Here is a 22,481-nt window from a genome sequence, read left to right as displayed (position 1 = left end):
TGAACCGCAGAAGAACGCCCCGCCGCCCGCCTCGTGCGAGGCGGGCGGCGGGGTTGTCAGGCGGATTCCTTCTTGAACGTGCGCGCGCCGACCGCCAGGCCGACGACCGTGAGCAGCACGACCCAGAACAGCCCCCACAGCGACGCGCTGCTGCCGATGTCCCCACGGAACAGGGCCCGTACGCCGTTCACCACGTGCTTGAGCGGACTGATGTCCGACAGCCGCTGCAGCCAGGTCGGACCGATCTGCATCGGGAGCAGGATGCCGGACAGGAGCAGCAGCGGCATGGCGATCCCGTTCAGCAGCGGGGCCAGCGCGTCCTCGCTCTTGGTGATGAGCGCGACCGAGTACGACAGTGAGGCGAACGTCGCGCCGAGCAGAGCCACGATCACCAGCGACAGCAGCACACCACCCCACGGCGCCCGCAGGCCCATCGGGATCGACACGACGAGCAGCAGCACCGACTGGACGACCAGTACGACGACGTCACGCAGTACGCGCCCTGCCATCAGTGCCATCCGCGACGCCGGCGTCACCCGGTCGGCCTCGATCACGCCGGCCCGGTACTCCGCGATCAGCCCGAAGCCGACGAACATCGCGCCGAACATCCCGAGCTGCACGATCAGGCCCGGGATGAACACCTGGTACGCGTTGGTGGTCGCGCCCTGGCTGATCTGCGCGGTGATCGGCTTCAGCAACGGGCCGAACAGGAACAGGTACATCAACGGCTGGCTGAGCATCAGGATCGACCACATCGGATTGCGCAGCGACAGCCGCATCTGCCGGTGGAAGACGATCCACGTCTCCTGGAGCACGGTCACGCCACGGCCTCCTTCTGCTTCTCCGGCTCGTCGGCCGGCGCCGGGCTGTCGTCGCGCAGCGACCGCCCGGTCATCGTCAGGAACACGTCGTCGAGCGTCGGCCGGTGCACCTCGACACCGTCCAACTCGATGCCCTCGGCATCGATCTGCCGCAGTAGCCCCGGCAGCACCGAACCGCCGCGCGGGATCCGGAAGTTCACCCCGTCGGCGACCGCCTCGACGTCAACCGCCCCATCCAGCTTCTCGACGATCCGGATCACCGTCTCGGTCACGTTCGTACGCCGCGAACGCCCGGCGCCGGCGTCGGTGCGGCCCCCGGCGTCGGCGGCGCGGCCGTCGACGAGGCCCTCCGCGTGGCCGGCGCTGTGGTCGGCGAGGCGGAGCCGGACGGCGTCCCCGGAGACCTGCTGCTTGAGCGCTTCCGGCGTACCGGCGCCGACGATCCGGCCGTGGTCGATGACCAGGATCCGGTCGCAGAGGGCGTCGGCCTCGTCGAGGTAGTGGGTGGTCAGGAAGATCGTGGCGCCCCGGTCCCGCAGGCCGCGGATGTGCTCCCAGAGGTTGGCCCGCGCCTGCGGGTCGAGCCCGGTGGTCGGCTCGTCCAGGAAGATCAGCTTCGGGTCGTGGATCAGCCCCATCACGATGTCGAGGCGCCGCCGCTGCCCGCCCGACAGCGTCTTGCACTGCCGCCGCCACAGCCCCGGCAGATCCAGTTCCTCGAACAGCCGCTGCCCGTCGGCGATCGCCTTCGCCTTCGGTACGCCGTACAGACGAGCGTGGTCGACGACCTCGTCCCCCGCCACGGCCTCCGGCAACGTCGAGCCGCTCTGCGGCACGTACCCGATCCGGCGACGCACGCCGACCGGATCCTTCGCCAGGTCGCACCCCGCGACCGTCGCGGACCCACTGGTCGGCGTGATCAACGTCGCCAGCATCCGCATCGTTGTCGTCTTACCGGCCCCGTTGGGCCCCAGAAAGCCGACGATCTCCCCGTCGGCCACGTCCAGATCTACCCCCTGCACAGCCTGCACCGGCCCGCGCTTGGTCTTGAAGGTGCGGACAAGTCCGCGAGCTTCGATCATCATGCCGACCAGGATGGTTGATCAATCTTGAATAGTCAACATTGAATTCAAGCGGACAGAGGAGCCTCTGGCAAGGTGAGCGGCGCCGGGGATCGGCTCTGTCTGGAGCGTTACAGGTTCCCGCAAAGTTGACGGGTTGCTGCAATTTTCTACCGGTCGACGGTATGCAGTTGGTAAGTTACGCGTCGCCACTGGAGGGGTCGGGGGACCCCAGAGCCTGTCTTCTAGGTCGTCCACGCCCCTGGGGGTTGCACCGTCATGCCCAAATTCCTGTCGCCCGCTGGCGCGACCCGCACTATTGCTGCCGTGGCGGTGATCGCCGCCGTGGTGAGCGTGGGCGGATTGCATGCGAGGCCTGTCGACGCGGTTGCGCAGCCTGCGGTCAGCGCCGCCAAGCAGCCGGAGAAGTCGGCCACTCAGCGTGCAGCGGAGTCCGGACAGCGTGTAGAGGTCGAGGAAGACCGCACCGAGACGGCCAAGACGTATGCCAATCCGGATGGCTCGATGACTCTCGAGCAATCGGCGTCGCCGCTTCGCAAGCGTCGAGAGGGCAGCTGGGTCGAGCTCGACCCGGCCTTGTCGAAGACCGGAGAGAAGATTCGGCCGGCTGCGACCGCGATCGACATGGAGTTCTCCGCTGGAGGCGACCACGAGTTGGTGTCGTTCACCGACAGCGGTGAACGGTTGAGCCTGTCCTGGCCCGAGCCGCTACCCGAGCCGGTCATCGACGGCGCAAAGCTCGTCTACCCGTCGGTCTATCCGGATGTCGACCTTCAGATCAACGTCACCAAGGAAACCTTCGCGCAGGTGCTGGTGGTCCGTACGCCGGCGGCTGCCGCATCGCCCGAGCTCCAGCAGATCGAGATGGGCCTCGAGGCGCCAGGGATGACGGTGCGCCGCACTTCGACCGGTGGTGTCGAGGCGGTCGGTGACTCCGGCGAGGTGGTGTTCCACGCACCCCGACCGACGATGTGGGACTCCTCAGGCGCTCGATTGGCGCAGCCCGAGACGGCTGACCGCACAGCGGAGCCGCTCGAAGGCGACACCGTGGCACCGATGGCCGTTGAGGTGAGTTCGAGCAGCCTGGTGATCCAGCCCGACCAAGCTCTGGTCAAGGATCCGCAGACGAAGTATCCGCTGCACATCGATCCCCCCTTCAGCGGTCCTCGGATCGCCCGCGCGATGATCAACGAGCACTACCCGACAACTCCGACCTGGAACTGGGGCGGCGACGAAGGGGTCGGGTACCAGGCGTTCGAGCCGTGGAGCCGGAAGCGGCTCTTCTTCGGGTTCAGCACCGCGAAGATCGCGAATTCACAGATCATCTCGGCGAACTTCATCGCCTTCGAAACCTGGTCGGCCAGTTGCACTCCGAAGGTTGTCGAGGTCTGGAAGACAGCGCGACCAACCGAGAACACGACGTGGAACTCGGGCTCGGGTTCCACCGTGTGGCAGCAGAAGCTGGCGCAGGCCACGGTGGCTTACGGCCGGGACGGCTGTGAACCCGGTGGCTTTCCGGTTCCGTTCAACGTCAAGACAGCCGTGGCCGAAGGCGCGGCAGCGAACTCAGCCTCGATCTATCTGGGGATGCGAGTCGCCGACGAGTCGGATCAGAACGCCTGGAAGCGATTCCGGTACGACGTCGTTCTGACCGTCAACTACAACTTCGCGCCGGTGTTGCACAACAGGCACATCGCGGACCCAGAAGCGCCATGCACGACGAGCATGACCGGCCAGCCCTACATCGGCAGCGTCCGGCCCAAGCTGACGGTTGCGGTCACCGACTCCGACAGCAACTCCCTCCAGGCGCAGTTCGAGATCCGGCGAGCGATCGACGAGGGCCCGTCGTTCACCGGGAGTACTGCCTTCAAGGCAGGTGGTGTGTCGTCCGAGTTCGACTTCACACCGAGCACCGACCTTTGGAACAAGACCACGTACGTCTGGCGGGTTCGCGCCACCGACGGTACCGCCTACACGCCGTGGAGCACTGACTGCTACTTCTTCCTCGACACGACCAGACCTCCGTCGCCCACGATCACTGCTGTTACTGCTGGGCCCTACACCGTCGGCAGTCCCATCACGGTCAAGTTCGGCACCAGCACAAGCGATGTAGTGGAATTCAAGTACACCGTCAATGTCGACGCGGTCCCATCGGCGTCGATCCCGCGGTCGCCGGGTACGGCGACGTTCACCTCGACCCATTTCGGTCCTCAGGTGGTGCGAGCATGGGCTGTTGATCAAGCAGGCAACACATCGTTCGCGCCCACCTCGCTCAAACTGATCGCGGCCGATCGTCCAGCGACGGGCCACTGGCGAATGGACGAGGGCGCCGGCACCAGTACGGCGGACGTCTCGGCGAGCAATCGCACGATGTATCTCGGCCCGACCGTCACCTGGGGCACCGGTGACCAAGGTGAATGGGCACTGCCTGTCCCGGACAAAGCTCTGTTCATACCAGGCCTGCAAACCGAGGGGGGCACGACGGCGACCACCGCGACGGATGTCGTCGATACGACCGAGAACTTCTCTGTCGCAGTCCGCGTCAGGCCGGACATCAAGAGCAATGAGCAGGTCATCGTCAGCGAGGATCGTCCCGGGAACAGCGGTTTCACCCTCGGGTCCACCTCGATGACCTGGACGGGCAAGAACACGCCGAACGATCCGAGCGATGACGATCCGGACAATCGGAAGATCGTCTGGGCTTTCACCTTGGCGACGTCCACGGGCACGTTCCGGCTGGAAACAATCCCGATCTCCTACGACGCGGCAGCGGTAGCGGAGACCGAGCGGTGGGTAGATCTCATCGCCACCTACAACAAGGGAACCAACACGGCCACGCTCTACGTCAACGGCAGTTGGCGTGCCGGTCAAGTGACCGGCACGGTGGTCGATGGCGCGGGGCCGTTGCGCACCGGCCTCGGTATCGAGGCAGGCGCCGTGACGAACTTCTACCGCGGTTACCTCGACGACCTGATCGTCTACGACGGTTCTGTGAGCGACGCCCTGATCCGCTCCTACAGCGATGGAGACAGCTGATGGCCAAGACGATTTCGCGGGGATCACTGATGCGACGTGGAACGGCTGCGCTGACCTTTGCCCTGAGTGTCAGTCTTCTCGCCGGCGTGGTTGCCGGGGCCTCAGCGGCTGGAGCAACCCGCTCCGAGGCAGTTCATCTGCCGGAATTCGGGTTGCAGAAGGTTGCTTCAGTGCCTGGCTCCGACTTCACAGCAGATGCGCCGAAAACGACTCAACGGAAACCCGGTGCAGCGACTGCAGAACCGACGTGGCCGAAGGCAACGTCGGAATCTGTATCCCTCAACGAGCCTACGTCTCAGACGATCGCCGGATCCAAGAGCGCTCCCGCTCTACGTCGAGTCGGCGAATCACCCGTGTCGGTTGCAGCCGCAGGCAAGCCTGGTGTCGGGCCGGCGTCGATTCGGGTGGATCTGCTCGATCAGTCCGCGTCACAACAGCTCGGTGTTAACGGACTGACCGTCCGCGTGGCCCGAAATGACGGCCTAGCGTCGGCTGGCCGAGTCAAGCTGCAGATCGACTATTCCAGGTTCCGCTATGCGTTCGGTGGTGACTGGGCCAGTCGTCTTCGTCTGGTCCAGCTGACGTGCTCGACGCCCGCCCAGTGCACGTCGACGCCGGTGGCCAACGGGTCCAACGAGACCAAGGCAGGGCGCTACACCGCCGAGGTCACCGCGACACAGGCACTGTCCACCTTTGCCCTGGCGGCAGGCGCGTCGGGAGACAACGGCACTTACGCCGCCACCTCGTTGGCTGCGTCCTCTGCCTGGTCCGTCGGTGCTCAGACAGGTGAGTTCAACTGGAGCTACCCGATGCGGGTACCACCAGGAACCGTCGGGCCGAAGCCCGACCTCGCCATCAAGTACTCGTCCGGCTCGGTCGACGGACAAGTTGCTTCGGCCAACAACCAGACCTCTTGGCTCGGCCAGGGGCAGGACCTGCAAACGGGGTTCGTGGAGCGCAAGTACATCGCATGCTCCGACGACATGGGTGGTAATGCCAACAACACGGTCAAGACCGGCGACCTGTGCTGGAAGTCTGACAATGCGACGCTTTCGCTGGACGGGCACTCTAGTGATCTCCTCTGGGATGCGGCGAAGAAGGAGTGGAAACTCGCTGACGACGACGGCTCGCGCATTCAGCGAGTCCTCGTCGACGAAGATGTCAGGAACGGCGGGTACTGGTTGCTCACAACGACCGACGGGACGCGCTACTACTTCGGCCTGAACGCCTTGGCAGACAGCAGCGCCAGAACGAACTCCGTCTCGAAGGTCACCGTCTTCGGCAACAACACCGACGAACCTTGTAACGCATCGACGTTCGACACCTCGTCGTGTCAGTTGCCGTGGCGCTGGAGCCTCGACCGCGTGGTGGACACGTCGGCCAACCAGGTGACGTATCGCTATGCGCAGGAGACCAACAACTACGGCCGCAACAACAACGCTCACGTCTCGACCTACGACCGCGCAAGCTACCTGACGACGATCGAGTACGGCGAGCGCGAAGGGGCGGATCAAGGAACGCCTCCCGCACAAGTGACGTTCGCCGTCGCCGAGAGGTGTTTGCCGAGTGGGGCGATCACCTGTGATCCCAGCCAACTCACGTCGGCCAACGCGAACTCCTGGCCGGACGTGCCGTTCGACCAGATCTGTACCTCGTCCACGACCTGCCCGGACAAGGTCTCGCCGACCTTCTTCACCCGGAAGAGGCTGACCTCTGTCACCACGCAGATCCGTTCCGGTGCCACGACGACCAATGTCGACAGTTGGACCTTCGGGCAGAGCTACGAGGATCCGGGAGATGGTTCCGGCAAGATCCTGTGGCTGAACTCCATCACCCACAAGGGCCTTGTCGGTGGCACGGTGACCGATCCGTCGACCACCTTCGACTACGTCTCGTTGCCCAATCGCGTGGACGGCGTCATGGGTGGCGCGCTGGCGATGAACAAGCTCCGAATGCACATCATCAAGACCGATTCCGGCGCCCAGACGACTGTGAACTACCTGCCGTCCGAGTGCAACGTCAACAGCAAGCCGACAGCGCCGGCGAGCAACGGCATGCGTTGCTTCCCGGTGTGGTTCACCCGGGACGGCGGCACGGCGCCGCAGATGAACTACTTCCAGAAGTACGTCGTCTCGAACGTGGTCGACGACGATCTCGTCACCGACGCGCCGGACCAGGTGACGAGCTACACCTACGGGGGAAGCCCGGCCTGGCGCTATTACGACGATGAGTTCGCCAAGCCTGAGAACCGGACGTGGGGCGACTGGCGCGGCTACAACTACGTCACTGTTCTCAAGGGTTCGCTGGGCAATCAGACGGCGACCAGGTCCCTGTTCTTCCGCGGGATGTACGGAGACCGGGACGGTAGCGGCGGCACAAAGTCCACCTCGATCCGCGACACCACCGGTGCCGACTACGACGACTTCGATCGGCTCAACGGCTTTGTCCGTGAGCAGATCACCTACAACGGCAGTGGAGGCGCTGAGGTCTCCGGAACCATCAGCACTCCCTGGCTGCTGCAGACCGGAACTGGCGGAGGACGCGCGGCGGTTCTTCTCGGGACGTCGTACACGCGTTCCCGGGTCCGGCTGTCTGACGGTACGTACCGCACGGGAGGCGTCAACACGGTCTACGACGAGTACGGCATGCCGACCGAGGTGAGCGACCTCGGAGACGTGAGCCGCGGCGACGACGACCGCTGTACGCGCACGACCTACAACCGAAACTCGACTGCCTGGATCATGGACACGGTCAGTGGCGAGGAGACAGTTGCTGTCAGTTGCGCCAGTACTCCGAGCCGCCCGAGCCAGGTGATCTCCGACAATCGCACCTACTACGACCAGAACACGTCGATCACGGCGCCTCCGACAGACGGCATCCCTTCCCGAATCCAGACGATGAACGGCTGGAACGGCGGCGGCCCTGTCTACGAACAGGTCGAGCGGACAGTTCACGACACCTTGGGACGTGTCATCGAGTCCTACGACGGTCTCGACAGACTGGTCAGCAAGACCGCCTTCACGCCGGCGACCACGGGGCCGGTCACCGGAACGTCGGTGACTGACGCTGCGGGAAACGTCGCGACGACCACACTCCAGCCGGCCTGGGGCCTGCCCACGACCAAGATCGATGTCGGCAACAAGCGGACCGATCTTACGTACGATCCAACCGGTCGTCTCACCGCTGTGTGGCTTCCGGATCGGTCCAAGGCAGGAGCGCAGACCGCTTCGTCGACCTTTGCCTACAAACTGTCCAACACCGCGGCGCAGCCGAGCGCGGTCACTACGCAGGCGCTGACTCATACAGGGTCCTACCGGTCGTCCACAGCGCTCTTCGACGGCTTCCTCCGTAAGCGACAGGCGCAGGAAGTTGCGGGCAACGGCGTCGGCCGCATGCTCACTGAGACCCGCTACGACGAGCGGGGTGGTACGGCAAGCGAGACCGCGCCCTACTACAACGACGCGAGCGGCCCGACGACCTCACTGTTCAAGGTGGTTCAAACCGAACTGCCTGCGCAGACCATCTACGAGGTCGACGGCGCGAACCGGGTCACTGCCTCGATCTTTCGCAGCATGGCCGTGGAGAAATGGCGGACGACAACGACGTACGGAGGGAACTGGGTCTCGACAGACCCTCCGGCCGGCGACACCCCGACGACGACGGTCGAAGACATCCGCGGAAACACCATCGAGCTGCGGCAGTACGTCGGTGCCTCCGCGACCGGGGCTTACGACAGCACGTTCTACACCTACACGGACGCTGATCAGCTGGCCAGCGTGAAGAACGCGGGCGGAAGCACCTGGAGTTACACCTACGACCAGCGCGGCCGGCAGATCGCGACGAGCGATCCGGATAAGGGCGCCAGTTCGACGACGTACGACCCAGCTGGTCGCGTCTTGTCTGTCGTCGACGCACGCAATCAGTCGCTGTTCTTCGGCTACGACAACTTGGACCGAAAGACGGCGGTTCGTAGCGGCAGCGCGACCGGCCCAGTGCTGACGTCTTGGGTGTATGACACTGTTGCCAAGGGGCTGCTGACCTCCTCGACTCGCACAGTCGGCGCGAACAGCTACAAGTCGGAGGTCACGAGCTACGACGCGCTGGGGCGCGCCACCGGGACCAAGACCACCATTCCCGCCGGGGAGGGAAAGCTCGCCGGCACCTACGTTTCGTCGACCAGCTACCTGCCGAACGGTGCGATCGACAAGGTGGTCACTCCGACGGTGCCCGGTCTGCCGACCGAGGCGCTGCAGATGCACTACAGCTCCAATCCGCTCATCGATGCGCCCGTCGGGATGGGTGGTGGCTACGGGTCGTATCTGGCCGATGTCCAGTACTCGCCGTACGGTGAGCCACTCATTTACACCATGGGCGACGTCGTGAACGCGAAGGCCGTCTCGCAGTTGTTCACGTACCAGCTCGGCACCCGAAGGCCCGAGACGATGCAGGTTCAGCGTCAAGGGCAAACTGTGGCGGACGATACCTTCACCTACGGCTACGACAATGCGGGGAATGTCTTGTCGGTTGGTCAGTCTTACAATCAGGGCACTGGTGGCGATCGCCAGTGCTTTACGTACGACTACCTCCGGCGCCTGACTCAGGCACGGACGACATCCGGTGCATCGTGTGCAACTCCGCCGTCTACGACCACCTTGGGCGGCACCTACCCGTACTGGCGGGACTACGAGTACTGGAAGTCGGGCAACCGGTCCAAGGTCATCGATCACACGGCTGCAGGCGACGTCACCCAGTCATACGCCTACCCTTCGGGCGCTTCGCCTAGGCCGCACGCCGTCACGGGAGTGACGACGAGTGGACCGTCAGGAACCTCGGCCAGCAGCTACGGATACGACGCGGCCGGCAACATGTCGAGCCGGACCCGTGGCGGCAACACCGAGACGCTCACCTGGGATGTGGAAGGGGAGCTAGCCAGCCTGAGCGGCGCCGGTGGCACAAACCCGACCTCGTTCATCTACGGTGCGGATGGCGACCGTCTGATCAAGCACGACCCGGACGGGGCCACGCTCTATCTCGGACAGGACGAGGTCAGGTGGACCAAGGCCACCAACACCGTGACCTCCACGCGGTACTACCAGTTCAACGGTGCCACAGTCGCCATGCGAAACGGGGCGCAGGTCGAGTTGCTGCTCTCTGACAACCATGGCACGGCAACGGTCAGCGTCAATCGGTTCTCGTTGGCGGTCACGCGGCGTTGGCTCGATCCGTTCGGGGCACCGCGAGGTCAGTACACGGGTTGGCAGCCGACGATTCGTGGCTTCGTCGGTGGCCAGATCGATACGTCGACGAACCTGACACACCTCGGAGCACGCGAGTACGACACCGGTCTGGGGCGGTTCATCTCAGTAGATCCGCTAGCCGACGTGACCAACCCGCAGCAGCTCAACGCCTATGCGTACGCGAGCAACAACCCGGTCACGGCCTCGGACCCCAGCGGCATGATGGAGATGCTTGAGCACTACTCCGGCGGAACGCTGCCGACCAGTGGTGGAAATCAGCCGCCGCCGGCCGCGGATCCGCCCAAGAAGACGGGTCCTCTCCAGAAAATCGGCAGCGTCTTCAAGAAGGCGAGCAAGGCGCGCGGCGACGCCGAAAGATGGCTCGGCCACGCTGCCGAGGACAAGGCGCGCGACGTCGGCGAGTACATAGGCACGCACGGCAGCGACTGGTTCCAGGACTATGCCAAGGATCAGGTCGTCGACTACGGCCACAGGTTCGCCGACAATTGCATGGGCCCACGGAGTCAAAGCGGCCAGATCGCCTGCAACCTGACCGTTGTCGAGGGGGCGTCGTGGTTCATCCCCGCCGCGGGACCGGAAGCCGGAATCTTTGCAAAGTCTGTGCTGCCGGCAGTGGGACGCGCCGCCGCGAAGGCAGAAGCCGAAGCTGCCGAAGTCGCTGTCCGCAACCTAACCGGCAAAGAGCTGGCTGAAACAGCCGCAAAGAAGTGCGTTACTGGGAACTCGTTCCTTCCAGGCACCATGGTTCTCATGGCAGACGGCACGAGTAGGCCAATCGATAAACTCAAGCTCGGCGACCAAGTTTTGGCCACCGATCCAGCTAGCGGAGAGACGACCAGCCAACCCGTTGTCGCGACAATCATTGGCCAGGGAGCCAAGAATCTGGTCGCACTTACGATTGCAGCGAAAGACGATGCAGGAGTTGAACGTTCGCATATCCTGACGGCGACAGATGGGCACCCGTTTTATGTGCCCGCGAGCGGCGGATGGGTCGAAGCCGAGAATCTGAAGATCGGCGACATACTTCAAGCGTGGGGAACTCGATCTGCCCGCCTCCTCGAGGTGAATTACTCGACCGAAATCAGGCGGGTATATAATCTGACTGTTGGTGGCCCTCACACGTATTACGTGATGGCTGGTGACACGCCGGTTCTCGTCCACAATCAGCGAGATGGCTACTCCGATCCGATTGGGCTGGGAAGTGACTACACGGGTCGGCTGGATAGATTCCCGATGGGGCACGGCACGGATTTCGAGATACACGTGTATAACCGCGGGGTTGAGGTAGGTCTATTCGGAAGCAACGGCTTCTTCGATAAGCATAGCAAGGCTGCTGTAGATGTAGACGTTCCGAGTGATGTCTACAATCGCCTTAAGGGTAAGGCTATCGAGGAGATGCGAGGATCCGGCCGAATTGGGGCGCTAGGAACCCAGGATGTCAAGGGTGAAAAGTGGAAATTGCCGCGCCTTACAGGAGACTGCTGAATGAAATTTGTCAAAATTGATAAGATAGATGGCGGATATTTCTTGGATCCGCGCGCATATATCAAGGAGTTGAAGACCGTCGCGCCGCATCTTCCGCCTGGCGCTCGCACATTCGCCGAGGATCCCGAACATTACGATCTTTCTGCATTACGGTGCATTAAAGATCTTAGACTATTTAGCATGGAAATTCTGGACGGGAATGGCGCGCTATCTCTTCAGATTTCATTTTCTCCAAATAAGTTCACACATGATTCCGGTTTGGTGATTCGATATGCAGGAATGGTGAACTTGTCGATCGAGGCGTCGCAGGAAGACTTGCTAGGTGAGGTTTGGCCCGAAACTCGCCGCCTCGGAGATGTTCAGCTTGATGAAATCCTTCCGCAGGGAGCTGGATGTCTCCATGAAATTGGCTTCACTGGTGGAACCATCCGCGTGGTCAGTGCCGACTTGGTGGCTGAGTGGCGCTGAGGGTGAACGAGTGATCATGACGATAGAAGGCGCTAATCATCTACCGCCGCTTGTTTCGGAATACGTTCGCATTTGAGCGGTCGCGGAATGGCGGGGGTCAGTCCGGGGGGTCAGGCAGGTTGCGCCACTGTTCGGCGGCCTCTGGGCCGGGGATCCAGTCGGGGGTTTCGCCGGCGAAGGAGTAGGCGCCGGCTAGGACTCGCTCGCGGAAGGAGCGGGTCCACTCGAGTTCGCCGCGGTCGCGGGCGACGGCGATGCGGAACATCTCGACGACGTGGTTCGGTGTGGCGGGGTCCTGCTCGATCTGGCGTTCGTGGAACGGCGCGGCCTTCTCGTGCTGCTCGAGCTGCACGATCCGGGACTCCAGCGCGGCGACGACCTCGTCGCGTTTGAGGGACCACAGGAAGCTCAGGGACGCCTGCATCTGGCCGGGCTGGAAGCCGTCGACGGTCCACAGGGCCTGGCGCAGGAGCGTGAAGTACTCGGTCTCGCCGTCCGCTGTCAGCTTGTATGACGTGAGGGCGGGACGAATCTCGTCGCACGACGTGTATGGCGGTCGTGAGCACCGCTGGTGGGCAGGGGCGAAGGAGTACCGGGTGCCCGGTAGGCCTGAAACCGACAGGATCTTGGAGAAGGAATTGCCGAACGGCGCCAAGGTTTACGGGTGGACGTCGACGCACTATCAAAAAATCCAACGCTTCAGTGCGCCGCATTTCCCTGACTCAGGATGGAACTAGTGAGCGAACGACGGAACGGAAGCGGAGTTTCCCGTGACGGACGGAATTAATTTCCCAATGTTTGTGGTGTCGAATGACGATTCCGGTGATGTGCTTGTTTCGGCCGAAGATGTCGAAGGATTCTTTGTCGTCCCTGAAGACGAGTCGCCGGATGTGATTCTTCTTGGGGTCCATGACGTCGACAGGCGAAGGCGGCAGGTGGAGAATGCTGTACTGCAGGTCGTGAATCAACGAGGAGACAAGATTGGCGACTATTATATTGGTCGCGTAATTCTTGTCGATACCGACATGATCTTTGATCGAAGCCCCTCGTCTGTCGTATGCAGGTACTTCGGCAACCGTTGTGAATATAGTGCGGCTCGCAGGATCTGGCGGCGGTGGGCATCGGGAACAGCTCTATCGAAAGGTGAGTGGCTTCAGTGGCCTTCGCGTGATCAGAGCGCGTGGCTCCATGTCGTACAGAACTCTTGGTTCGCCTCCGGGCGCGATGCTGTTGTCTGCAATATCGCGGACGTCGTGTATCTCGACGGAGCACACATCGCGGGCAGGTCGGCATTCTTCTGTGAATTGGGTGAGGCCGTGAGTGGGCCGGGAGGATATTTCGGATCGAATCTGGACGCTCTCGCGGACTGTATTCGGACGAATTCGGTTCAAGGTCGACCGAGAAAGGTTGTCTGGCGAGATTTCCAGTCGTCACGGGAATTCCTGGATGATGCTTTCGTCGATTCAGTCAAGCTTCTGATGCATGACTTTCGTGTCGAGCTCCTCATCGAGTAGGCGACAACCGCCGTGCTCTAGAGTGAGTAGTTGGCGCCGAGGGCTGTCTGCCAGGTCCGCGGAGTACATTCTGTTGACCGAATCCGAGGAGTCGATCGGTAGGGCTCATTCCGGGGGTTCAGGCAGGTTGCGCCACTGTTCGGCGGCCTCCGGGCCGGGGATCCAGTCGGGGGTTTCGCCGGCGAAGGAGTAGGCGCCGGCTAGGACTCGCTCGCGGAAGGAGCGGGTCCACTCGAGTTCGCCGCGGTCGCGGGCGACGGCGATGCGGAACATCTCGACGACGTGGTTCGGTGTGGCGGGGTCCTGCTCGATCTGGCGTTCGTGGAACGGCGCGGCCTTCTCGTGCTGCTCCAGCTGCACCATCCGGGACTCCAGCGCGGCGACGACCTCGTCGCGCTTGAGGGACCACAGGAAGCTCAGCGACGCCTGCATCTGGCCGGGCTGGAAGCCGTCGACCGTCCACAGCGCCTGACGGAGCAGCGAGAAGTACTCGGTCTCCCCGTCGGAGGTCAGCTTGTACGACGTACGGCCGGGTTTGTAGCCCTTGCCCTCGGCGAGCTCCTCCAGGAAACCGTGCTTGGCGAGCGTGCGGAGACCGGTGTAGATCGAGCCGGGGTTGATGTTCGCCCACTGCTGCACGTTCCACGTCAGCAGCTCGCGGCGCAGCTGGTACCCGTAGGCCGGCTGGAAGATCCGGACGACGCCGAGCAGCAGCAACCGCGTGGTGGACATGAGACGCAGTGTAATTCGCATCCCGCTGTCGGCGGGGACGACTAGGTTTGGCCCATGACGATGCGCGTGACCGACGATCCGGCCGAGTTCAGGGCCACGGTGTTTCCCTTCCTGGAAAGGGATCCCGTACTGCACACCATCATCCTGAGCAACGTCGAGCAGCGCGCCGAGGGCAGCTACCGTCCGGAGGAGGGTGACTCGGTCTTCGTCTCGGTCCACGACGACGCCGGCGAGGTCGTCGGCGCGGCGATGCGGACGCCGTCCCGGCCGGTCTACCTCGGCGCTCTGGAGCCGCAGTACGCCGGTGCCGTGGCCGAGGTGTACGCCGAGAAGGTCCCGGATGCGGGCGGGGTGGCGGGTGCTCGTGAGGCGACCGACGCGTTCATGAGCCGCTGGACCGAGCTGCGGGGAGTCGGAGCGACTCAGACCCGCGGGACGCGGCTGCACAAGCTGGACGAGCTGCTGCGGCTGCAGGCCGAGGGCGGTCCACGCCTGGCGACCGAGGACGAGGCGCAGCTGGCGGCCGAGTGGATCTCGATCGACTTCGACGACGAGATCCCCGGCAGCAACCTGACCTGGGCGGAGCAGAAGATCGCCGACGGGACGCTGTGGTTCTGGGAGGACGACAGTACGCCGGTGAGCATGGTCGGGCATCACCTGCCGATCTTCGGGGTGTGCCGGGTCGGGCCGGTGTACACGCCGGACGAGTTCCGGCGGAACGGGTACGCGGGGGCGCTCACGGCGTACGTCACTGGTGAGATCCTGGCGGCGGGGAGTCAGGCGTGCTTGTTCACCGACCTGGCGAACTCGACGTCGAACAAGATCTACCGGCTCGCCGGGTACAAGCCGCTCGCCGACTTCGTGGATCTGACGTTCGACCGATGAGTTTTTCTGTCCGTACGACGGGGGATGCGGCCGCGTTCAAGGCGGTCGCTTTCCCTTTCCTGCAACGGGATCCGGTGCTCAACTCGGTGCTGATCAGCAACATCCAGGGACGGGTCGACGACCTGCTGTACGACCCGGCGCCGCCGGTGTTCGTCTCGGTTCATCGTGGTGATGAGGTGGTCGGCGTCGTGTGCTGTACGGCGCTGCGCGGCGTGATGCTCGGTGAGCTCGACTTGGCGTACCTGCCGCTGGTGCTCGCGGCTGTGGTCGAGTCGGGCGCGGAGGTGAAGTACGTCGAGGGCGTGCCGGAGGTGACGCTGGCGTTTGCTTCGCAGTACGCCGGGAAGCTCGGCAAGCAGTTCACCGAGGACCGGCTGACGCGGCTGCACCGGCTGGTCGACTTCACTCCGCTGGACGCCGAGGGGCACGCGCGGCTCGCGGTCGAGGCGGACCTCGCCGAGGTCACCCAGATGATCGCCGGCTTCGGCGAGGCGATCGGCGGCCGGATCACCGCCGAGGAGGAGGAACGCTGGGCCCGCGACCGCATCAGGCTCGGTCGCCTCTGGGTCTGGGAGCACGCCGATCGCGCGGTCAGCATGGCCGCCCACAACGGCAACGTCTTCGGCGCTTCGCGGATTGGCTCGGTCTACACACCACCCGAGTCCCGAGGCAACGGCTACGCCGGCGCCCTCACCGCAGCCCTCACCCACCACCTTCTCGCCGAGGGCACCCAACCCTGCCTGTTCACCGACCTGGCCAACCCGACCTCCAACAAGCTCTACGCCCGAATCGGCTACCGCAAGGTGGTGGATTTCGTCCGGTACGCGATGAGCTGAGCGCGTGGGGGCCGGCCGGGTGGGCGGTCGGCGCAGCCGGCTCCGCGGCGGGGGCGACCTGCTCTTCCCGCTCCCCGCCCCCTCCTCTTCTCTCCTCTCTCCCGCCTCATGGGGCCGGCCGGGGAGGGAGTAGTGGGGCGGGCGCCCGAGGCGCCGCGCTTCGCGGGCGGGTGGTGACTGAGCGGCGCCGGGCGGGCGCGGTGTGCTGGGTGGGAGGGTCGGTGCAGCCGGCTCTGGGCGGGTGCTACGTGGGCGGGTCGGCGCAGCCGGCTCCGCGGCGGGGCGGCCTGCCCCTCCCTCCGCTTCCCCATTCGTGGGGTGCTAGATCCAGCCGTGGGTGCGGGCTGCTTGGACTGCTTCGTGGCGGTTTGTTGTGCCTAGTTTGTTGGCGGCTGAGGACAGGTAGTTGCGGACGGTGCCGGGGGAGAGGGCGGCTCGGCGGGCGATCTCTTCGATGGGGGCGCCGTCGGCGGCCAGCTCCAGGACGTCGGCTTCTCGGGCGGTGAGGGGGCTGTCGCCGGCGCTGATGGCTTCGGCGGCCAGCTCCGGGTCTACGTAGCGGCCGCCGGTGTGGACGGTGCGGATGACGTCGGCGAGAACCTGGGCCGAGACGGTCTTCGGGAGGAAGCCGCGGGCGCCCGCGGCCAGGGCGTGCTTCAGGTGGCCTGGGCGGCCGTGGCCGGTGACGATCAAGGCGGCGCACTCCGGCAGGTCGTCGCGCAGCTTCTCGACGACTCCGATGCCGCCGGTCGTCGAGCCTGGGAGGCTTGGCATTTGGAGATCGAGTACGGCGACGTCAGGTCGGTGCAAGCGCGCCATCGCCAGCGCCTCGCCCGCGGAGGCCGCCTGGGCTACGACCTCGAGGTCGTCCTCCAGGGAGAGCAACGCCGCCAGCGCCGACCGGATCAGGTTCTCGTCGTCCGCCAGCAACAGCCGAATCACGCGACCCCCGGCAACCGAGCCAGCACCACGAACCAACCACCCGTCTCCGTCACCGCACTCAACGTCCCACCAACTCCGGCCAACCGCTCCCGCAACCCGATCAACCCGTTGCCCGCCTGAAGGGCGGATTCGGAGGGGAGAGAGGAGGCCGCCCCGCCCACCTCGGCTTTGCCGGTGGGGGCATTCGCCGCGTCCGCCTCGGCTCCGTCAGTTGCGCGGTCGCCGCGTACTCCGTCGTTCGACACGCGAAGTACAACAGACTGTTTGTCTGCTTCCAGTTCGATCTTGCAGGTGGTGGCGTTGCTGTGGCGGAGGACGTTGGTAGTGGCCTCGAGGACCACCCACGCCAGCGCGGTCTGCGTGGCTGGTGGGAGGGTGCTGCCATCTCCGATGACTCGGCAGGTGATGCCTGCTGAGCGGAGGACGGACTGGGCGCCCGCCAGCTCCGTGCCCAGGTCTGTGGCTCGGTAGCCGCCTACGACCGCGCGCATCTCTCGCAGCGACTCGTGGGCGATTCGGCGTACGTCGAGCATCTGGCCGGCAGCAGCGGCATCCCCGCGTTCTGCCAGGCGAGCAGCGAGTTCGCTCTGGACGGCGACGAGCGACAGGTTGCGGCCGAGAGCGTCGTGGAGGTCACGGGCGAAGCGGAGGCGCTCCTGGGCGACGGCGAGTTGCGCGCTGACCTCACGGGACTTGTCGATCTCCCAGCCGAGGCGCAGCATCCACACCGAGATGCGGCAGGTGAACGCGAGCAGCCCGACGCCGTAGAAGTAGCTGAACCCGCCGGCGACCTCACCGCCGAGCAGGCCCACAAGCACAGCGCCACCCACGACCAGCCCGAGCACAGCCGACAGCCAGAGCACCGGGGTGAGGACCAGCGTCAGCGCCCCGCCCATCACTACCAGTCCGAGCGCCCAGTCCGGTGACAGCAGTACGCCGACCAGGCCGAGACCGACGCCGAGAGCAACTAGTCGCCGACCGGGCCCAGCGCCACCCAGGTACGCAGCAACCCCGGCCCGCAGGATCAGGAGGCCGACGACGGCATGAGCGACCGCCACCACCAGGAAGCCGACCATCCGCACGCCGACTGGTTCCGCCGCCGACATGAACAGCAGCAGCGCGAACAGCGGCTCCATCCCGATCAGCGCGTACAGCGGCCACCGGAGACTGATGTCGAAGCGCTCGGCCCGGCTCAGCCCGCTCCACCACCCCCGCACTGACCTCATGAGCGCCAGCCTGTCACCGACGCGGCTCCCAGCGGAACCACCGGCGCGTCGCCCAAGCACCGACGACCGCCCACCCCAGCAACACGAGCACAGCCGGTACGGCGTGCGCGAACGACCCACCCCGGCCCACAGTCCCGCCGTCCCGGGTAGTGCCCGACAGACCGAGCCGGAGCAGCTCGACGACCGGAGACAACGGCAGCGCGCGGCCGACGTACTCCAGCGGACCGCTGAGTGGCATGTAGAGCCCGCTGAACGTCAGTACGACGAACATCACCGGCGCCGTGACCACCTGTGCGACCTCGACCGTCGGAGCCAGCGCCGTACTGGCTGCTGCGAGCAGTACGAAGACGAGCGTGCCGAGCAGTGCGGCGACGAGCACCAGCAGGAGGTTCACCGGAGCGTCGAGCGTGAACCAGATGGCGGCGGCCACTGTGGACAGGAGGATCTGGGCCCAGGCGATGACCACCGATGGCGACGCGGCGCCGACGAGGATCTCCCAGTCGGACAGCTCGCCGGTCCGTAGCCGTTTGAGGACCAGGTCCTCGCGCCGGGCGACCAGCGCCGTCACCAGTTGGTGGTAGACGAAGAGGTCCAGCGTCACGACCGTCACGGCGGTGATGATGGCCGCGCCGCTCCCGGCGCCGACGACGTCGCGCAGCTCCGGGGAGGACTGCAGGACGAGGATCGCGCCGATCGGTAGCAGCAGGGCGGTGAGGAGCATCATCACGTTGCGTAGCAGGAGGATGCCCTCGGCCTTGCCGACGGCAACAACTCGGGTCATGCCGCCACCTCCTCGGAGGACTCGGTGATGGCGAGGAAGGCTTCTTCCAGGGAGGCGGGTCTGGCGGTGAGGTCGTGGAGCTGGAGGTCGTTGCTGCGGGCCCAGGTCAGAATCTCGGTCAGGGTGCTTTGGAGGTCTTGGGTCTCCAGGGTGACGGCCCCGGAATTGTTGATGGCGGCAACTACTTGAGGGAGGTCCGGGAGTGGCGGTACGGCGGGGACGTGGAAGGTGATCCGGGCGGGGCGGGTGGCGGCGAGTTGCTCGGGGGTGCCCAGGCCGACGATGCGACCGTTGCGGAGGATCGCCAGGCGGTCGGCCAGCGCGGATGCTTCGATCAGTTGATGCGTGGTCAGGAGGACCGTCGTACCGGAGTGCAGGAGCTCGGAGATCAGGGCCCAGGTCTGCTTGCGGGCGGCCGGATCCAGGCCGGCGGTCGGCTCGTCGAGGAAGAGGACCTCGGGCTTGCCGAGGATCGCGAGGGCGAGGCCGAGGCGCTGCTGTTCACCGCCCGAGAGTTGCCGGACTCGGACGTTGCGGCGCGCTGACAGGCCTACGAGTTCGAGTGCTTCGTCGAGAGGACGGGGAGAGGTCAGGGTCCCGGCCCAGGTGCTGACGGTCTCGGCGACGGTCAGGTCGGCGGCGAAGCCGCGCGACTGCAGCATGATGCCGATCCGCGACCGCACCAGGCGTCGCGAGCGGAACGGATCTTGACCGAGAACCCGTACGGTCCCCGACGTCGGCTGCGCGAGGCCGGCCAGCACCTCCAGCGCGGAGGTCTTGCCGGCGCCGTTGGTGCCGAGCAGCGCGAAGAGTTCACCCCGGCGTACGGCGAGGTCGATGCCGCGGACGGCTTCGTGGCCTGGCCTGCCGCCGAAGCGGCGGGTGAGCCGCTCGGCGCTGATGACAGCTGACTGGTCCATAGCAATCAGCTTGGGGCGCCGAGCGGCCTCCTGCGTGTGCAGGCGTCACCAGGAGTGGTGACAAATGTCAGTTGATCTCGAAGGAGTCGCCGGGCTGGGCGAGCTTGTACGGGCGGTCCGCCTGGCCGTCGAGGAAGCGCTGCATCATGCCCTGGCCGATCGGGCTGAGCAGAGCGTCGTGGATGCCGAGCGTCTGCTGGGCGTTCACGGCGCGGGCGTACTCGACCGCCGGGGGGAGTGCGAACCACGGGCCGGAGACCGGTACGAGGTTGGTGTGCACCTGGCGGTCCGGCTGGGTGAACGAGTCGCCCGGGTGGTAGACCGCGTCGTCGACCAGGAACCCGATGTTCTGGCAGGGCACGCCCAGCTCCGGCAGGATCACCGCGTGGTCCTTGCCATAGGCACGGATCGCGAACCCAGCCGCGTCGAAGGCCTGACCGCCCTCGACGACCTGCACCCGGTCGCCCAGTTCCCCGAGCTGCGAGGCGACACCGGCGTTGGTGTAGACGGGCGCATCGAGACCCTTGAGCCGCTCGATGTCGAGATGGTCCGGGTGCTCGTGCGTGACCAGGATCGCGTCCGCGGCCTCGAACACCGCGTCCTCGCTGAACGTGCCCGGGTCGATCAGCAGCACCTTGCCGTCCTTGTCGATCCGGACACAGGCGTGCGTGAACTTGGTCAACTTCACAGTCGGACTCCCAACGAAAGTGTCAGCTTCCTAGCGCGTCGGGAATCCTACGCCGGGGTGAAAACGCGATATTCGGCGATCCGCCGCGGGTTTCCAGCACGCCGACATCGCGCGGTGGTGAGGGGGAGCGGGCCGGCATCCGCCGCCATGCACCGGTACGACGAGTGGGCTAGCCGAAGCTCCGGCGGTAGCCGCGCAGCCCGGCGCTAGCCGGAGGCACCCGGCGTTAGCCGGTAGCCGCAGCTCCGGCGCTAGCCCGAAGCTCCGGCGCTAGCCGCACACCCCGGCGCTAGCCGGAACTGAACGCACGGCGCTAAGCCGGGGGTGGGTGGGAGCGGAGGACGCGTGGGCTGGAGAGGTCAGATTCCCAGCGCGTCGCGCATGGGGACGAGTTTGGCGTTGGTTTCCGCCAGTTCTGCGTCGGGGTCGGAGCCGGCGACGATGCCGGCGCCGGCGTAGAGGCGCATGCGGGTCGGGTCGTCGGGGTCGGCCTGGCCGCAGCGGAGGGCGATGCACCACTCGCCGTCGCCGGAGGCGTCCATCCAGCCGACGGGGCCGCTGAAGCGGCCGCGGGTCATGCCTTCGACCTCGGCGATCAGGTCGCGGGCGACGTCGGTCGGCGTACCGCAGACCGCTGCCGACGGGTGCAGTGCGGCGGCGAGGCCGAGGGCTGAGGCGCCGTTGGCGGCGACGCCGGCGACGTCGGACGCGAGATGCATCACGTTCGGGAGGTGCAGGACGAAGGGCGTCTCCGGCACGTTCATCGACTTGCAGTGCGGCTCGAGCGCTTCGGCGACGGACCGGACGGCGAACTCGTGCTCCTCCAGGTCCTTGCTCGACCTGGCCAGCGACGCCGCCAGCGCGAGGTCGTGCGCGTCGTCGCCCGTACGGCGGATCGTGCCGGCCAGGACGCGGGAGGTGATCAGACCCTTCTCCCGGCGTACGAGCAGCTCGGGCGTGGCCCCGATCAGGCCGTCGACGGAGAACGTCCAGCAGTTCGGGTACGCCGACGCGAGCCGCTTCAGCGGCCAGCGCAGGTCGATCGGCTGGTCCGACTGGGCGACCAGGTCACGCGCGAGCACGACCTTGTCGACCTCGCCGGACGTGATGCGTTTCACCGCGTCGGCGACGATCGCGGACCACTCGGTCCCGGACCGGGCGCCGTCGGCGAACGCGATCTCGCCGACCGGAGCCGGGTCGTTCACGGTCAGCTCGGGCGGCGCAGCCAGCGACGAAGCGGGCGAGATCGTCGTCACCCAGGTGGTGCGCCCGCGGCGCCCGACGATCACCTCGGGCACGACCAGCCCGGCCGGGTCCTGGTCGGTGAAACCGAAGGATCCGAAGCAGACCAGTCCCGACCCTGGTACGCCGACGTCGTCGCGTACGACGGCTGCCGCGGTGAGTGCTTTCCACCACTCCTGGGCCGTCTCGAAGCGGTTGCTCCCGGCAACGTCGAGCCGGGCTGCGACGCCCCAGCCGACCTGGCCGTCGCCCCGGCGTACCCAGGCGAGTGCTCCGTCGGCCGGCAGGTGGTCCAGCAGGTACTTCGAGACGCCGTCGACCGGGTGGCTGCGCACCACCAGGTGCGGGACCGGCTCGGCACCGGGGTGGACCGGGTCAGGCAAGCTCACGACAACGCTCCTCGCTGCTCGGCTCGGTCCCGGGTCACGGTGGCCGATCTGGCTGGTTGACGCTCCCTCACGGCATGCAAGCGTATGCCTGGTCCGTGTCCAGTGAATTTCGGTGCCTCCCGGAGCCGTGATCAACCAGACAGGCCGACCGTGATCCACCGGACAAACCCCGGCTG

Annotated in this window: 16 protein-coding genes; 6 read left to right on the top strand and 10 right to left on the bottom strand. The window is 65.7% G+C overall.

Annotated features, from left to right (window positions below; genetic code table 11):
• Window positions 1-56: 56 nt before the first annotated feature.
• Both ACYVIO_RS01715 and ACYVIO_RS01710 read right to left on the bottom strand, forming a co-directional pair.
• Window positions 57-821, bottom strand: a complete 765-nt coding sequence (locus ACYVIO_RS01715; RefSeq protein ID WP_460648840.1) for an ABC transporter permease — start codon at window positions 819-821, stop codon at window positions 57-59.
• Window positions 818-1,906, bottom strand: coding sequence for an ABC transporter ATP-binding protein (locus ACYVIO_RS01710; protein WP_460648839.1), 1,089 nt, complete (start codon window positions 1,904-1,906; stop codon window positions 818-820). The genes ACYVIO_RS01715 and ACYVIO_RS01710 overlap by 4 nt, the downstream gene beginning before the upstream one ends.
• Before the next feature lie 255 nt (window positions 1,907-2,161).
• Here ACYVIO_RS01710 and ACYVIO_RS01705 point away from each other — a divergent pair, with 255 nt between their 5' ends.
• From ACYVIO_RS01705 to ACYVIO_RS01695, 3 genes are read left to right on the top strand one after another with little or no spacing between them, the layout of a single operon-like run.
• Window positions 2,162-4,939: a LamG-like jellyroll fold domain-containing protein gene (locus ACYVIO_RS01705; RefSeq protein WP_460648838.1), complete on the top strand. Its 2,778-nt coding sequence runs from the start codon at window positions 2,162-2,164 to the stop codon at window positions 4,937-4,939.
• Window positions 4,939-11,682, top strand: a complete 6,744-nt coding sequence (locus ACYVIO_RS01700) for a polymorphic toxin-type HINT domain-containing protein (RefSeq protein ID WP_460648837.1) — start codon at window positions 4,939-4,941, stop codon at window positions 11,680-11,682. The genes ACYVIO_RS01705 and ACYVIO_RS01700 overlap by 1 nt, the downstream gene beginning before the upstream one ends.
• Entirely contained in the window at window positions 11,683-12,150 is a 468-nt protein-coding gene (locus ACYVIO_RS01695; protein ID WP_460648836.1) for a hypothetical protein, read from the top strand. It abuts the gene before it with no gap.
• Between the two features lie 97 nt (window positions 12,151-12,247).
• On the opposite strand, the gene ACYVIO_RS01690 is transcribed toward ACYVIO_RS01695, so the two are convergent.
• A complete protein-coding gene (locus ACYVIO_RS01690) occupies window positions 12,248-12,574 on the bottom strand; it encodes a hypothetical protein (RefSeq protein WP_460648835.1) in 327 nt (108 codons plus the stop codon).
• Window positions 12,575-12,920: 346 nt separating this feature from the next.
• Here ACYVIO_RS01690 and ACYVIO_RS01685 point away from each other — a divergent pair, with 346 nt between their 5' ends.
• Window positions 12,921-13,664 (top strand): barstar family protein, encoded by a 744-nt coding sequence (locus ACYVIO_RS01685; protein WP_460648834.1) that lies wholly within the window; start codon window positions 12,921-12,923, stop codon window positions 13,662-13,664.
• A 105-nt stretch (window positions 13,665-13,769) separates the two neighbouring features.
• On the opposite strand, the gene ACYVIO_RS01680 is transcribed toward ACYVIO_RS01685, so the two are convergent.
• Entirely contained in the window at window positions 13,770-14,396 is a 627-nt protein-coding gene (locus ACYVIO_RS01680) for a PadR family transcriptional regulator (protein ID WP_460648833.1), read from the bottom strand.
• Window positions 14,397-14,450: 54 nt separating this feature from the next.
• Here ACYVIO_RS01680 and ACYVIO_RS01675 point away from each other — a divergent pair, with 54 nt between their 5' ends.
• The gene (locus tag ACYVIO_RS01675; protein ID WP_460648832.1) at window positions 14,451-15,281 is read left to right on the top strand and encodes a GNAT family N-acetyltransferase; all 831 of its coding nucleotides are present in this window, start codon (window positions 14,451-14,453) and stop codon (window positions 15,279-15,281) included.
• Window positions 15,278-16,117 (top strand): GNAT family N-acetyltransferase, encoded by an 840-nt coding sequence (locus tag ACYVIO_RS01670; RefSeq protein WP_460648831.1) that lies wholly within the window; start codon window positions 15,278-15,280, stop codon window positions 16,115-16,117. The genes ACYVIO_RS01675 and ACYVIO_RS01670 overlap by 4 nt, the downstream gene beginning before the upstream one ends.
• 321 nt (window positions 16,118-16,438) lie before the next feature.
• Here the strand turns inward: ACYVIO_RS01670 and ACYVIO_RS01665 are convergent, their stop codons facing one another.
• From ACYVIO_RS01665 to ACYVIO_RS01640, 6 genes are all read right to left on the bottom strand, one after another.
• Window positions 16,439-17,059: a response regulator gene (locus ACYVIO_RS01665; RefSeq protein ID WP_460648830.1), complete on the bottom strand. Its 621-nt coding sequence runs from the start codon at window positions 17,057-17,059 to the stop codon at window positions 16,439-16,441.
• Window positions 17,056-18,285 carry a sensor histidine kinase gene (locus tag ACYVIO_RS01660; RefSeq protein ID WP_460648829.1) on the bottom strand — a complete coding sequence of 410 codons (1,230 nt, stop codon included), beginning with the start codon at window positions 18,283-18,285 and terminating at the stop codon, window positions 17,056-17,058. The genes ACYVIO_RS01665 and ACYVIO_RS01660 overlap by 4 nt, the downstream gene beginning before the upstream one ends.
• Window positions 18,286-18,298: 13 nt before the next feature.
• The gene (locus ACYVIO_RS01655) at window positions 18,299-19,066 is read right to left on the bottom strand and encodes an ABC transporter permease (protein ID WP_460648828.1); all 768 of its coding nucleotides are present in this window, start codon (window positions 19,064-19,066) and stop codon (window positions 18,299-18,301) included.
• Window positions 19,063-19,986 carry an ABC transporter ATP-binding protein gene (locus ACYVIO_RS01650; RefSeq protein ID WP_460648827.1) on the bottom strand — a complete coding sequence of 308 codons (924 nt, stop codon included), beginning with the start codon at window positions 19,984-19,986 and terminating at the stop codon, window positions 19,063-19,065. Before ACYVIO_RS01650 ends, ACYVIO_RS01655 begins: the two co-directional genes overlap by 4 nt.
• Window positions 19,987-20,053: 67 nt before the next feature.
• Window positions 20,054-20,674 (bottom strand): MBL fold metallo-hydrolase, encoded by a 621-nt coding sequence (locus ACYVIO_RS01645; protein ID WP_460648826.1) that lies wholly within the window; start codon window positions 20,672-20,674, stop codon window positions 20,054-20,056.
• Window positions 20,675-21,033: 359 nt separating this feature from the next.
• On the bottom strand, window positions 21,034-22,305 hold the full coding sequence (locus ACYVIO_RS01640; RefSeq protein WP_460648825.1) for an isochorismate synthase: 1,272 nt from the start codon (window positions 22,303-22,305) through the stop codon (window positions 21,034-21,036).
• Between the last annotated feature and the right edge of the window lie 176 nt (window positions 22,306-22,481).

This window comes from Kribbella endophytica (assembly GCF_054781295.1).
The sequence above is the reverse complement of the archived record's forward strand: the minus strand, read 5'-3'. Positions and strand labels throughout refer to the sequence as shown.